The organism is Gammaproteobacteria bacterium (assembly GCA_029862005.1).
GTDB lineage: Bacteria > Pseudomonadota > Gammaproteobacteria.
Genome location: JAOTYD010000006.1, coordinates 42,228 through 56,587 on the forward strand (window position 1 = coordinate 42,228; position 14,360 = coordinate 56,587).

Here is a 14,360-nt window from a genome sequence, read left to right on the forward strand (position 1 = left end):
AAACGGCGTATCATACCGCTTAGGCTACCACTTGGATATGTTTTGAATTAGAATGCGCGCTCGCTGCCGGGGTGGCGGAACTGGTAGACGCGGCGGATTCAAAATCCGCTGGTGGTAACACCTTGGGGGTTCGAGTCCCCCCCCCGGTACCATAGCTATATCCACGATTCTTACGTATTGACGCCGTAGTCCATAACTCCCCTTTTTCTGCTTTAGTCCTTACAGGGACGGCTTGACCTGGCAATAAAAGTCTTATCAGAAAGAATATTCTGAACTGGACAGGGTGTTATATGGCTCTGCCGAGAATACAGCCAGAAATATATCAATCGGGTCATGATCGGTTCCTGCTGTTCTACCCTGGGAGTAGCGGAAGAAGGAATAGATGAGCGCCGTGCCGAATAGCCAGAGGGCTACCTGGATCGAGACGACGGAAACTAGATCAGCCTGTAAGATTGAATTAAACATGGGCCGGCTAGGTTATATCAAGCACTGATAAGTAACAGCGACATATTTCACAAATTATTAATTACATGAGGTTTACACCATAACCAATTGTAAATAATGATTTTTAGCGGGTGTACGAAGCCTGAGCCAAACTCGTGGCATTTAGCAAATATAAAAAGCGCCGCACATTCGCGGGGCTTCTATTAATCTCCCGATAAAAGGCAGGATGCTTTTCCTCAAAGCGGGCGTTGCAAATGATTTTGGTGCGTCTGAGAACGGCCAACAGCAGACTCTCAATTTTTCAGGCATCTGCTATTCAACGCCATATAACAGACTCTCGATTATCGAATTGCTTTCTTGACAGAAAACTAATACCCGATTTCCGACTTGTGCATACGTCCAAGGAAACGGTTCAGTATAGTCGGTTTTGTAGCTCACATTTTGAATTAACCTGCCGATAAAGAATCATGCAGGAGGCTCACATCGTGCTTTTGGTAGGGGAATATCATGTCACTACAACAGGTTAAGATTCAAACAACAGATCTTCAAGAGGGAATGTACGTCACACAGTTGGATCGCCCATGGTTGGAAACTCCCTACAAAGTTCAGGGGTTTTTGGTTAAAAACCAAAAAGATATAGATAAACTGTTACAACACACTGAATATGTATTTATCGACACGGAACGAAGCCGGGAAAAACACAATGGATCAGCACAGCCTAGTCGATTACTGACTGAAGAAGAGAAAAAAGAATTTCTCATCGAAAGCAAACCGAGATATTACGAAGACAAGACCGATTTTAAAAAGGAATTGCCAGTTGCGCATGATAACCACGCGACTTTAAGTGCCACCGCTGAAAACGTCATGGCCGACATTGCCAATAACAAAAAACTCAACTTGCCGATTTTGAGAAAAGCGGTTAATCCAATGGTGGAAAGTGTGATTCGAAATCCTGAGGCTTTTTCGTGGCTTACCAGAATGAAATCAAAGGACGACTATACCTATAACCATTCTGTCAGCACTGCAATTTGGTCCGTGGCACTGGGCCGGCAACTTGGATTGCCGAAGCGTGATCTGCAATCTCTTGGTATGGGCGCATTATTATTCGACGTCGGAAAAATGAAGTTACCCGAAAAACTGATAAACAATCCCAATCGGTTCAACCAGGTAGAATTCAATTTGATAAAAAAACATGTTGAGTACAGCGTCGACATAGTCCAGTCGATCCCAGGTATCAACGATAACGTTGTTGAAATGGTCGTTACCCACCACGAACGCCATAATGGCGGGGGTTATCCCGGGGGCTTAAAAGGTAACAAGATTCCTCTATTTGGCAAGATAGCTGGCATCACCGATTGCTATGATGCTCTCACATCGGACCGTGTGTTTCAGTCCGCAACATCACCCCATGATGCCGTTAGAAAACTGTACGATTGGAGTAATATCGATTTTCAGGCTGAAATCGTTGAACAGTTTATTCAACTGGTGGGAGTGTATCCGGTTGGCACTATTGTTGAGCTCAGCGATGAGCGCATTGGGATAGTGGTAGCTAACCACCGAGCATTACGCTTGAGGCCCAAAGTAATGCTCATTCTCGACAAAGACAAAGAACCATATCCCAAATTCAATGTGATCGACTTGCACTCCATTGAAACCGGAGAGGATGGAAACCCACTGAATATTCTGAAAAGTATTGATCCTGGTTTGTATGGGATTGATCCTCGAGAATTTTATCTGTAATCAAGATAATGCCTGAATTTCCCGACAATATTGGTGGCAGAGAGTCGCTAATTACACAACTGGATGGATTTGTCACAAATCACAAAGCCCAATCAAAGTGCTTTGCACTGTTACTGATCAATATTAAAAATTTTCGACGTTTCAATATGAAGTATGGGTATATGGTAGCGGACCTGGTACTTAGCGAATTTGCTGCCTGTTTGGCAGATTTAACGCGCTCTCAGGATTACGTTGCTCGAGTCGGAAATGCCGAGTTCGCTTTGCTATTACCCGCGGTCTTAAATGAAGGCCACGCTAGTCTTGCTGCGATAAAAATTATTGAAAAGCTAAAAGAACCGTTAATGGTCGGAGAAGATGAGTTTCAGATTCGTGCCGATATTGGGATCGCCCTTTATCCCCAGCATGCTGATGATAGTCAAATGCTTTTCGGTAATGCGGAGTTGGCATTGAATGATGCGGGCAATTGTTCAGAGTCCTACGCCATCTATTCGGACGAAGATAACACGATCACTACCTTTGACTGGGATATCGAAGCCGATTTACAAAAAGCAATTGAAAAAGATCAATTCGAACTTTTTTTCCAGCCCCAAGTATATTTGAGTAACGGGCAGCTTTATGGTGCCGAGGCACTAATACGTTGGAAAAACGGGAGTAAAGGATTTATTCGACCCGACCTATTTATACCGGTGGCGGAAAAAAGCGGGCAAATTAACGAGATAACAAAGTGGACCTTGAATGCAGCGTTATGGTTTCGTAAATCCTGGTCTAAGGAAATGGATTCGTTAAGTTTAGCGGTCAATATTTCGACAAATATGCTCAGCGACCCCGATTTTGCTGACATGGTACGTGGAGCAGTTAGTATTTACGCGGTTGAGTACGAACAATTGACCTTAGAGATCACAGAAAGTGCGCTGGTTGAAGATATGTCTTCCAGTTTCGACACACTGAATGAACTGAAAGCACTAGGGATCAATATTTCAATAGACGATTTCGGAACAGGATATTCATCGATGGCATATTTCAAAAACATTCCAGCCGACGAATTGAAAATTGATCAAACATTCATTCGATACATGCTGGAAAACTCAATGGATCAGCATATCGTGCAGACAATTATTCAGATGGCCAAAGGATTTGATCTTACGGTTGTCGCGGAAGGCATAGAAGATCAGAAAACCTTTGATATGTTATGTGATCTGGAGTGCGACATCGCGCAGGGATATCATCTCGCGAAACCCATGCCGGGTGATAGTTTCATAGAGTGGATCGATTGCTATACCGCTAACAGGCAAACCGTCGGCAAGCTCAGCTAGGGATCGACACTGTTGAGACGATATCAACCAAGGTAGGTAAGTGTGCGATCCAGCTTTTGATCAGATAATTTTTTGAATCGAGGTTTTGCTTCGGGTCGGTTATTGTCGCTGATATATTGAGTCTGAGGGGCAGCTTTCTCCAAATCCGACGCTGAAATGTGTGGCCCGAGCTTCTGAGTTCGGCCACAAGCGGACCCTTGTCACTTCGCATTATGGCTGAGGTATAATGGTTACAAGTTTCATTGTTTCTCGAGGATACTGCCATGAATTTTCTAAACCGAATTAATAATTCCAGCAAGTTTCTGGATGGGTATAAGGAATACAGCTACGCGTTGCTGCGGATCGTAACCGGCTACCTGTTTATATGGCATGGTACGCAAAAGCTACTGGATTTCCCCGCAGCATACCCTTGGGGAGAACCGGATCTGTTGACGACGGTAGGCGGTGGTATCGAGATAATTGGTGGCGCACTAATATTGGTTGGCTTCTTTACTCGACCCGCCGCGTTTATCTGCAGTGGCCAAATGGCAGTCGCTTATTGGATGTTCCATGCGCCGCAGGCTAATCCAGTTTTTCCGATATTAAATGGTGGTGATTTGGCAATAATGTATTCGTTCGTTTTTCTATATATCGCATGCCGGGGTGCAGGCTGCTGGAGCATCGATTCAGCCCGTTCTTAGGATACGGATTAGGTCCCAAAGCCTGAGCATCTGTTTTCTTGAAAGCAAACCCTCAAAAAGCTCAGGTGGGAGGCAATCTTCGGCCAGGAACCGACACTCGTTTGGATCGGTTAGGACATCCTGAACTGTCGGCATTCTTTACAGACCTCCGAAAGTTGTAAAAGTTTTTTACAATTATATGGTATGTGGAAATAGAATTTTTTATGGGAAGTTATAATAATCAACGACTTATATTTTTTTGGCACGATACATGCGTTTGTATAGTATTGTATAACGTTTGTAGCTAAACGTTATATCTTGTAGAAAGCTAAAATTAAGAGATCTAATCCATGAAAATATTTCGCAACAAACAGAAAAAACATCGGGCATCGCCTTCCGGGTGGAAACGATTACTGGTGGTACCTATTTTTTTGACGATGTCGGCATCGCTTCCGAATTTAGCGAATGCGATGGCTATTACTGGCTTTGGTGGGCAAATATTTGGAACGGGTGGAAACGTTGTTGTTGACATCTTGCCTGCAAGTTCTGGATACACCAACGATATCAACCTTTATTTCGCATATCCGGACCTGTCCATTGCAACGTTCATCGGTATCGACAATAATCTGGCATCCGTCGATCTGGGGTCGTTCGCCCTCGGTACCGAACTTGTTTTCGGGATCGTTAATGATCCAGGTGATATTTTCGTGATGGGCGATGCCTCGCGTAACCCAGACAATTTAATTCACGCAAATGTATTCAACACTGTAACTGGCGCTGGTTTTGTAGAATCATGGATTGTTGGTTTTGAAGATCTCCTCGGTGGTGGTGACAATGATTTCAACGACGCCTTTATTCGGGTGAACCTAGCAGCTGCTGTTCCCGAACCATCAGTTATCGCTTTATTTGCAGCGGGTCTCCTTGGTTTAGGTTTCGCTCGCCGGAGAATGCGTAGCTAATTAAAAATAAAGCGTTACCGAATAAGCCATCTCAATTGAGGTGGCTTTTTTATGGGGGTCCGTTTAGGGTCGGTCTCTGCCGCTGAGTTTTAGGATTTCAGAGTCTGCTTTCCTGTAAGCTGACACTCAAAGTCAGAGCTTCAGCGACGTTCTTCGGCCAGGAAGAGACGCTCAGCAATGAAAAAATTGGATCGGTCGAAGAGGTTACCGGTGCGATATTGTATTTGGCTTCCTCGGACTCAGGCTTCACCACAAGGATTGCTTTACCGATGGACGGTGGTGCGACAGCAGGGGGCTAAGAGTTTGGTGCGTCTCATAGCTGGGGCGTGCAGCCAGACAATTTCACTTATCACAATTTCAATCGCTCAATAACAGACGCTCGTTAAGCTCAGTTAAACTTCGACAATCGGCCACATTCGGAGCTTTCTATTTTCCGGGATGCCTGTGTCTCGCTGTGATAGAATGCATTCGGACTGTAAAAGCACCTGGTAGGTGCGCAGTTTCTACATCAATACTGCATTGATGGACATTCATAAATACGGGTGTTTCCACACCCTACAAAAATTGAGGAGCTAAATATGAATTTATTACGTGGACGATGTCTCAGAACATTACTTGTCGCTACCTGCTTTACCCTGTTTTCTGTTTCAGGGGTATTTGCGGCGGATAGCAACAAACCGATTCGAATCCCCTTGAAGAATTGGTCCAGCCAACTTGTTATGGCTCACGTAATCGGTGGCATGTTTGAAAGCATGGGCAACAATGTTGAATATGTACCGGTAGACAATCAAACCAGTTTCGAAGCCGTACGCAATGGCGACATCACACTCGTCCATGAAGTCTGGCAATCCACCATGCAAAACGCTTATTACAATGCGATGGAAAAAGGCGGATTGATCGACGCGGGCACACACGAAGCTGCCACGCTGGAAGAAATGGGCGTACCGACCTGGGTAATTGAAAAGAACCTGTGCCCGGGCCTGCCGAATTGGGAAGCTCTGAAAAATTGCCACGAAGTTTTCGCAACCCCGGATTCCGGTGGCAAAGGACGCTGGTTGGAAGGCCCGCAAAGCTGGCACGGTGACGTAATGCCGAATCGAGTCAAAGGGCTGGGATTGGATGATAACTGGACGGTTAAGTTTGCCGGTGGTGCCGATGCACTGTGGACCGAACTCAAGGCCGCTGAGAAAGAAGGCCGGGGAACTATCATATTCAACTGGTCGCCAAACTTTACCGATGCGTCCGGATTTACCTTTATTGAATTCCCGCCGTACTTCGATGGTTGCCGAATTGCCGATGGTGGCACGCTAGAAACAACTGGTTGTGGTTCACCACCGGGTTGGCTGAAAAAAGGTGCACACTACAAGTTTGCCAAGACGCACCCGAAAGCCTATGCAGCCTTCACCCGCCTCTCATTTACCACACCACAGATCGGTCAAATGGCCGCACTGGTTGACGTTGACGGATTAACCGTTGAAGAAGCCGGCAAGAAATGGCTGGCCGATAACGAAGCCATCTGGAAGCCGTGGACCGCAACAACCCTGGGGCATGGGAACTAAGCTAACTATCTGTACAGGTGGTTGACGTTAAAAAAGGCGTTATCCGTGAAAATTCACTTGGCGCCCCCTCCGTTATAGGTGGGGGCACTGATTGCTATCTCTAATCACGCCAGATGTTTTCAATCATTTCGGTTTTCTCCGAAGATGATTGGATTTGCGGCGTTTCAAATTGAATGTTTGAGACTGACCGAGAATCGTTGTCGCGATTGGTATTTTGCATCACGGAGTATCCCAATTCACAACTACCGACCACATTACGTTCACGAGCCGTATGGTATTAATCAAAGGACGAGAATTAATAACAGTAGGTGAATAAACAAAGGTACTAACGAAAATAATCACTTTGAGATAAGTGATTCGCCATAGGGTAAATCCTTATATATCAGGTGTCTGAAAAGGATCGTAAATTGTCGCTGAATTGTCGAGATTAAGCGGCAGCTTTCTCGTGAGCAGACGCTGAAAAATACTAATCGGGCTTCAGAGAACGGCCAGGAACGGTCACTGGATTCCAACCTGTATCACTCAAGATATTTACAACATCTCAGAGTTGGTACCTGTTTCGATAATGCATATTGAGTGGTGATGGCCTAAATAAAGATTACTTTTACCTGTAGACTCATGCTTGAGTTCACCTATTGGTAGGAGAGTAATATGAGTGATATTACGGTTATCGGTCTTGGAGTGATGGGTTCGGCACTAGCACAAACGCTCCTACAATCCGGATACAAGGTTACCGTATGGAATCGGACCCCCAATAAAGCTGCTGATCTGGCAGATCGAGGAGCGATTACAGCAGTTTCATGCTCCGAAGCTATAGCCGCCAGCCCATTGATTGTTATCTGCATCAAATCCCACAGCGATACCCGCCAACTACTCGAGTCCGCAGAAAACCTGAAATCCAAAAATATAATCGAGCTAAGCACCGGCAGTGCGCCCGAGGCTGAGTCACTCGCAGAATGGGTACGTAGCGAAGGGGCTGGATGCTTAATCGGAATGATTTGCACTTTTCCGCGTGATATCGGTAACGAGGATTCGACGATTGTTACCGTGGGAGACGAGGCTCTATGGGAACAATCCCAAAAAATGTTGAAGACCCTTGCCGGGAAATCAACTTACATCGGAGATAATATCGGATCTCTGGCGATTCTTTATAGCGCGTTGTTTTTACCGCGTCAGGGATTTATGTTCGGGATGATATACGGCGCTCTACTTTGTAAAAAAGCCAGCCTGTCTATGCAAACCTATGTTGAGCTAATGCCGCTTACAATCAAGGTAGTGAATGACTACTACGACGTTTTTGCCTCTTCCGTGCTTTCCGACAATTATTCAGACCCACAAGCATCCATAGACACGTACATAGCCGCTTTTGCAGATACGCTTGAGTCGTTTCGTAATCACGATGTTAACGATGAACTGCCTAAATTGATGGCTAGATTGCTCGATCAGGGTGCTAATGCTGGTCTGGGTGATAAACAGATAACCTCTCTGATTAATGTGTTGAGCAATGAATAACCCAGGCATGCCAAAATCACTCTAGGCGAATCCCCTAAGCGGACTCTCGTAAAACCTTGTTGGGGGACAATCTTCGGCCAGAATCGGACGCTCAAAAAAACAAATGCTAGATCGGATATGCGAACCTTAAACGATATTTGTAACCAACTGTTAAAATTCGATAGTAGAATAATGAAACTCGATTGTTGATCGAAGATTATAATTGGCGAGTCGGTGAAGTGATGAGAAAAATGGAGCGACATGCGCGATTTAGGAGGTTTCTAAGCGATATCTCCGTTCACACACCATTTACCAAAATGGTGATTCTATTAGCTGTGCTGTGGCTAACGTTTTCTGCCGGTGTGTATCTCGCCGAGCGAGGTATAGAAGCAACATCTATCGATTCTTATGGGAAAGCATTGTATTGGGGGATAGCCGCCTTTTCTACAGCGGGAATCGCCGATGCACCGATCTCTGGTGCAGCGCAAGTGGTTGGTGGTCTTTGGATAGTCCTTGGTTCGGTTTTGTTCTTCGGGACCATCGTGGCGACCGTTACGACCTATTTTATGAGACCAATGCAGCGCCCACATAGGAAGATCATTGATACGATAGAATATAACCTCGAGCAATTAGATAACCTGACGATCGACGAACTCGATTTATTAAGAGAAACAACTGACACGCTAATTGTGCATGTCGAACGCTTAAAGAAAAAACAATCAAGAGAATAATCGAAATCTAACGATGGTTTAGATGGTTTGTATTATTTTTGGCGGTTCAAGCGGGATTTTCCAAGCCTACCGCGAATGATGGAAATGGGTTGTTAGCTCCCCCTAAAATCACAATTCTGAACGCCGGCTTTCCCGATAGCGGGCCCTCAATTTCAGAACTTCAGAGGCGACCTTGCGCCAGAAGCGGACCCTTAGGGCGGCATTAAGTTAACTGTCAATATAATTCACATTTTATAAAAAGACTCTGTTTGATTTCCTGAGTTACAATCACAATCCGAAAATCAAACAAAAATCGAAAGTGACATGGTCAATGAGTCTACGGAAACGGTCAGTACAGAAGAAAATCTAGATCCCATTGCTATCAGCGAGGAGCAGTTCAATCGCGCATCGTATCACGTCAAAGGTCTTAAAAGAGGCTTGGTGGAGTTCCTGAAAAAACCCAAGCGCGTGAATATTATAAATTTCCCGGTCGAGATGGACGATGAGAGCGTGCAAAGTTTCCAGGGCTTCCGCGTACAGCACAATCGCGTATTCGGTCCCGGCAAAGGCGGAATCCGATATCACCCGGATGTCACGATGGAAGACGTCATTTCGCTGGCCAAGCTGATGACCTGGAAGTGCGCGCTGGTTAATGTCCCCTTCGGAGGCGCCAAGGGTGGCCTCGTTTGCGATCCCAAGAAGCTGAGTGAAAAGGAACTGCGTCGTATCACACGTCGTTATACCTCCGAGCTGTACGACGAGCTTGGGCCACATCAGGACATCCCCGCGCCCGACCTCTATACCAATGAGCAGACCATGGCCTGGATATACGACACCTATGATGTTTTGCATCCGGGTTTCAACAACCGGCCGGTGGTGACCGGCAAACCTATCGAAATGGGTGGTTCCTATGGCCGCTACGAGGCGACTGGCAACGGTTGCCTGTTCTCCACGCAACGCTTTTTGTCCAAGGCGCTAATCCCGGATCATCAGGATGTTACAGGAATGCGCATCGCCATCCAGGGTTTTGGTGACGTCGGTGCAGTCGCAGCGAACGCTTTTCATCGTCAGGGCGCAAAGATTATCGCGGTCAGTGACAGTAAGGGCGGAATCTATAGCGAAGCGGGATTGAATCCGGAGGATGTAGAAGGTTTCAAGGGTCGGCAGGGAACCGTGGTCGGATTGAAAGATACCATGACCATCACCAACGAGGAACTACTAGAACTGGAGTGCGACATTCTGTTGCCGGCTGCGCTCGGAAACCAGATTCATGCAGGCAACGCGTCCAATATCAAGGCCAGTCTGGTCGTTGAGGGCGCAAACAATCCGACTACGCCGCTGGCCGACCGGATTTTACAGGAACGTGGAATTCATGTGTTGCCAGACATCCTCGTTAACGCCGGTGGTGTCACGGTCAGCTATTACGAATGGGTGCAGAACCAAGTTAACGAGCAATGGGACTACGATACCACCACCGAAAAGATGCATTCCAAAATTTATGCAGCCGTGGACACGGTGTTTGACCGCTGGCAGTCGTTCGTCGTCGGTGAAGAATCAACGCGGAATCACACGCCTGATTTTCGCACAATCGCCCTGATGATCGCCATTGAACGTGTCGCGCATGCGACCTTGTTACGCGGAATATGGCCATGAATCAATAGGACGGGTGTCCATTTTGGGTCGTAAATCGTCGCTGAATAACATAGCTTGAGCGTCTCCTTTCTCGTACGCAGATTCTCATAAAAAATCATAGCGGGAGGTAATATTCGGCCGATAGCTGCTATTTGTTTTATCTGGAGATGACTATTTGATAGTGCAGGTTGTCAGCCTGATTACCGAGTAACCTTTATGTTGCTGATCAACTCAAATTTATCGGGGATATTGCCATCAATGTCTTTGAAGTAACAGTTTGCATGGTTTGGTTTGCCATTCACAAAGAATGTGCAAAAGAGAGCACCAAAGTTGGCGCCCTGATCAAAAGTATAGACAGATGCCCACCACGGATCATTGTGACGATATTGTCTGCTTATGCTTAGACCCCCCAATCCTGAGACGAAGGCGAAGCTTTTTCCCTCTTCGATTACCATCTTATTCGCGGTCGAAGCTATGCGCTGCTTTTTAAAGCTGCTCATCAGATGTGTCCGTGAATATGAGTGTGTGTGACCCGTAGCCACGATTGCTCCCCCCTCGCGGCAGACTCGAAAGGGCTTCCAACCTACCTGGCTACCTTTCACCCCAACCTGCATCTTTTTTTGAGACTTGTGCCAGGAACAAATCCTCCATATGGAGTCAGTTTGAGCTAACTGTTTGCGTATATAAGCAACGTGATCGGGATTGTTCTTCGTGATGCTTGTTCCAATGCCCGAAAGAATGAAGAACAATCCTCGAAAAGTGCATACAGATTGCACGCCAAGATCACCACCGCAATTTATCTCGTCTATTCTGTCCAAACGGGCTTGCAACTTATCTTGATAGCCATCAGGTGAGTACCAAAGAATATCGTGGTTGCCGATGGATGCCAGATACGGGAAGTCCTCCCCAAGAATGTCTGTTATAAAGTTATCCCATCTAGTGGGATTGTTTTCGTAATCCAGATCCCCCTGATGCAACACTAAATCAGCACCCTCATCCTTGATCAATCGAAGTACCGCCCTGGAGTCACTGTTTATCCCCTGATCACCAATAAATGCGACGGTTACGGACTGCAATGATGCCAGGTTCTGAGAGCTGGCCCCGTTGAGCAAAGCGCAGTCGACAAAGACTACTGCCAGTATAAAACAGACTGCGGCCGTTACTCGATTTCTCATTATTTTAAATTTACTCGGATGCCCACCGGGTTACCATTTTGTAAAACAGGCACTAGATTAGTCGAAACGGGGAAATAATTAAAATAAGCGAGTGTCTCAGTTGGTGTTATCAGACTCCCTTTTGTAAAATCTCAGTGTCTGCTTCCGCATTTGTGGGGCATTCAATGCAAGTACCAAATTTAGTACATCATAGGGCAGCAGATGCCAATATATGGCAACATTTAAACGGCGCTTAGAATCCGGCATAAAAAAGCGTTCGCTATCTACGTTAAATAACGGTTATCTGCAAGCCATAGGGCGTATTTCGAAAATCACATGAAAGCCAGAATATTCAGGCAATGCCAGGAACTGTTCCCGGAATGGTCAACCCTCTCGATAGCAGATTTCGAATTTGATGATCCCAAGGGTTTTTCGTCATTTACCATGGGTATCCGGTCTAACAGGCCGGTGCAACCAGGCGCGGTCCTCTACCGTCGCATCGAGGGGAAAGAAAACGCGATACTGGATTTTGAAACCGAAAAGGAAGTGTTCCTCACCCTGGGTGCCCACGACATTGCCGCCCACTGTCACTACTACGATAAAACCTGCCGTATCGAGGCTTTCCACCGGGGGCGCAGCCTGATAGCCGACGATTTATTCGACCCTGATACCCTGCGGCAGATCGCCAACCAGCTTTATCGCTTTCATCAACTGATGCCGACGGGCCTGCCGCGACAATCCTTTTTTGAAATGCTGCATCACAAGTGGGGAAAACTGGCAAAACGAGTGCTCGAAAAGGAAACCGGCAGTTTTCCGGCCAATGAGCAAGCCATGTGCGAGGAATTGCGTGAGATCTACAGCCCGGATACCCGTGCCAAGGTGCAGCAATGTCTGCCCGAGGGCGAGTTAACTTTTTGCCACAATGACACTTACCACGGCAATATCATGAAGCTCGACAGCGGCGAGATAAGACTGGTTGATTTCGAGTTTTCCTGCCTCAACCACAGGACTTACGATTTCGCCAATTTATTTGCCGAAACGGTGATGCGCCATCAGCAACCGGAAAATCCCTACTTCCGTATTGCCGAGCCGGAATACAGCGACCATGAACTCGGTCTGTTGATCAATTACTACCTTGACAACGCCGAGTTCGAAAGCCAGCAATCAAGAGAAAATGAATTTCGGAAACTGCTGCGTGACACCAGGACGATGCTGATAGTGTCAGACTATAAATACGCCATGGCGGCTTTGCCATTAGCAGTCAATCCCGTCCAGAAGATTCGTTTTATCCCGTATGCTTACCAGCGCTTCAACAAGTTCCTGGCAACTTACGAAACACTGAGAAAGCAATTGTCGCCGCAAACTCCATGATATTTGGCTAATTTGTAATCGAGTTAAGCGCTGTGCCGGCAATTTCAATCCGGTACAGAAGATACCTCTTTTGATTCTCCTTTGAGGTTTCCGTTGGCCGGAACGGGGGTTGACTTGAACTGCAGGATGTCCTCCTCCGTAAACGCAGGTCCCAGAAGACGCTTGCCCAGTAAATACCGGGTCAGGTTTACAGGCGAAACTTTGGCCGTAACGCTCTCTTCCGCATCATTGAGACCCGCGGTTACACCCAACTCGTAGGCGTTTATGCATCCCGGCTTATAGCTTTTCGTCAGTGGATCTGCCAGCTCCGCCCCGTTTTCATAGATTTCCCACAATTTGCCGGGAGAGACCTTATCGCAGGTACCCCTCAGTAGTTTGAGCTGTAGCGTCATATCATTGCAGCCATGACGATTCAAGACACCCCAGAAAAAGGACTTGAGATAGCCCGAGGTGAAAGCGACTTCCTCGGATTTTTGAAATAACTTCCTGTGACTCGCCAAGGCATCCAGTATCTGGCGGTGAATCAGTACGCCAGTATTTCCGGCTGCTTTTTTATACCGCCGATTTTTCCCAAAACCAAACATAGTCCCCCTGCTGAAATGGTATTCCTGTTATCACTGACACGCGACAGATTACCATAACAAGCGGCCGGTATAACCACTTGTGCAATATTTCATATTCCGATGTTAATCCGCTGGCAAGCGGTTATCGGTAAGTGAGGAGTGCGATCAATTTTGTCGATACCGCAAAAGTCGCGTAAAACCGCGATTATTGACGAAAGCCACCGCAGCCCTGGCGGGCCGCGGCGACTTACGAGAAAGGAGCTAAACCGCTGCTTCAGCTTTTTCCTTGTGCTCGAGCGTGGCGCCCGCGCTGCCGATTGCAATCGACTTCGGCTTCATAGCCTCGGGAACTTCCTTGACCAGGCTAATGGTCAACAGGCCGTTTTTAAGGTCGGCGCCGCTGACTTCAATGTGGTCGGCAAGATTGAACTTGCGCTCGAAGCTGCGGTTTGCGATGCCGCGATACAGGTATTCCCTGTCTTTGCTATCGTCGGCTTTTTTGCCCCGTACACGCAATTCGCCTTTTTCGACCTGGATATCGAGCTCGCTTTCTTCGAAGCCCGCAACCGCGATGGTAATCGCGTAGCGATCCTCTCCGGTAGCCTCGATATCGTAAGGCGGGAAACCGACCGTGGCTTTTTGACTGCGCAACGCGCTATCCAGTAGTGAACCCATACGGTCGAAACCGATGCTACTGCGGTACAGGGGGGATAAATCGATAGTTGTCATAACAAATTCTCCTAAAGAAGCAATTGATAAACGTGC

At 46.8% G+C, this 14,360-nt stretch carries 12 protein-coding genes, 1 tRNA gene and 1 pseudogene; 11 read left to right on the plus strand and 3 right to left on the minus strand.

Annotated features, from left to right (window positions below):
• Positions 1–65 precede the first annotated feature (65 nt).
• The 10 genes and pseudogenes from OES20_06060 (at position 66) to OES20_06105 (ending at position 10,528) form a co-directional block, all read left to right on the plus strand.
• Positions 66–152: transfer RNA gene (locus tag OES20_06060), tRNA-Leu, on the plus strand.
• A 799-nt stretch (positions 153–951) separates the two neighbouring features.
• Positions 952–2,184 (plus strand): HD-GYP domain-containing protein, encoded by a 1,233-nt coding sequence (locus OES20_06065; GenBank protein MDH3634253.1) that lies wholly within the window; start codon positions 952–954, stop codon positions 2,182–2,184.
• A gap of 8 nt (positions 2,185–2,192) precedes the next feature.
• Positions 2,193–3,497 carry a bifunctional diguanylate cyclase/phosphodiesterase gene (locus OES20_06070; protein ID MDH3634254.1) on the plus strand — a complete coding sequence of 435 codons (1,305 nt, stop codon included), beginning with the start codon at positions 2,193–2,195 and terminating at the stop codon, positions 3,495–3,497.
• A gap of 263 nt (positions 3,498–3,760) precedes the next feature.
• Complete coding sequence (locus tag OES20_06075) at positions 3,761–4,177, plus strand: DoxX family protein (protein ID MDH3634255.1); 417 nt, start codon at positions 3,761–3,763, stop codon at positions 4,175–4,177.
• A 329-nt stretch (positions 4,178–4,506) separates the two neighbouring features.
• Positions 4,507–5,115, plus strand: coding sequence for a DUF4114 domain-containing protein (locus OES20_06080; GenBank protein ID MDH3634256.1), 609 nt, complete (start codon positions 4,507–4,509; stop codon positions 5,113–5,115).
• Between the two features lie 185 nt (positions 5,116–5,300).
• Positions 5,301–5,414: pseudogene (locus OES20_06085) on the plus strand (short chain dehydrogenase).
• Between the two features lie 279 nt (positions 5,415–5,693).
• Positions 5,694–6,674 (plus strand): ABC transporter substrate-binding protein, encoded by a 981-nt coding sequence (locus OES20_06090; protein ID MDH3634257.1) that lies wholly within the window; start codon positions 5,694–5,696, stop codon positions 6,672–6,674.
• A 651-nt stretch (positions 6,675–7,325) separates the two neighbouring features.
• Positions 7,326–8,186 (plus strand): NAD(P)-binding domain-containing protein, encoded by an 861-nt coding sequence (locus OES20_06095; GenBank protein MDH3634258.1) that lies wholly within the window; start codon positions 7,326–7,328, stop codon positions 8,184–8,186.
• Positions 8,187–8,416: 230 nt separating this feature from the next.
• The gene (locus tag OES20_06100; protein ID MDH3634259.1) at positions 8,417–8,896 is read left to right on the plus strand and encodes a two pore domain potassium channel family protein; all 480 of its coding nucleotides are present in this window, start codon (positions 8,417–8,419) and stop codon (positions 8,894–8,896) included.
• Positions 8,897–9,199: 303 nt separating this feature from the next.
• Positions 9,200–10,528, plus strand: a complete 1,329-nt coding sequence (locus OES20_06105) for a Glu/Leu/Phe/Val dehydrogenase (protein MDH3634260.1) — start codon at positions 9,200–9,202, stop codon at positions 10,526–10,528.
• A gap of 179 nt (positions 10,529–10,707) precedes the next feature.
• On the opposite strand, the gene OES20_06110 is transcribed toward OES20_06105, so the two are convergent.
• Positions 10,708–11,682, minus strand: a complete 975-nt coding sequence (locus OES20_06110) for a metallophosphoesterase (GenBank protein MDH3634261.1) — start codon at positions 11,680–11,682, stop codon at positions 10,708–10,710.
• Between the two features lie 315 nt (positions 11,683–11,997).
• Between OES20_06110 and OES20_06115 the strand changes: the two genes are divergently transcribed.
• Positions 11,998–13,032: a phosphotransferase gene (locus tag OES20_06115; protein MDH3634262.1), complete on the plus strand. Its 1,035-nt coding sequence runs from the start codon at positions 11,998–12,000 to the stop codon at positions 13,030–13,032.
• Positions 13,033–13,076: 44 nt separating this feature from the next.
• On the opposite strand, the gene OES20_06120 is transcribed toward OES20_06115, so the two are convergent.
• On the minus strand, positions 13,077–13,616 hold the full coding sequence (locus OES20_06120) for a hypothetical protein (protein ID MDH3634263.1): 540 nt from the start codon (positions 13,614–13,616) through the stop codon (positions 13,077–13,079).
• A 240-nt stretch (positions 13,617–13,856) separates the two neighbouring features.
• Positions 13,857–14,324 carry an Hsp20 family protein gene (locus OES20_06125; GenBank protein MDH3634264.1) on the minus strand — a complete coding sequence of 156 codons (468 nt, stop codon included), beginning with the start codon at positions 14,322–14,324 and terminating at the stop codon, positions 13,857–13,859.
• Between the last annotated feature and the right edge of the window lie 36 nt (positions 14,325–14,360).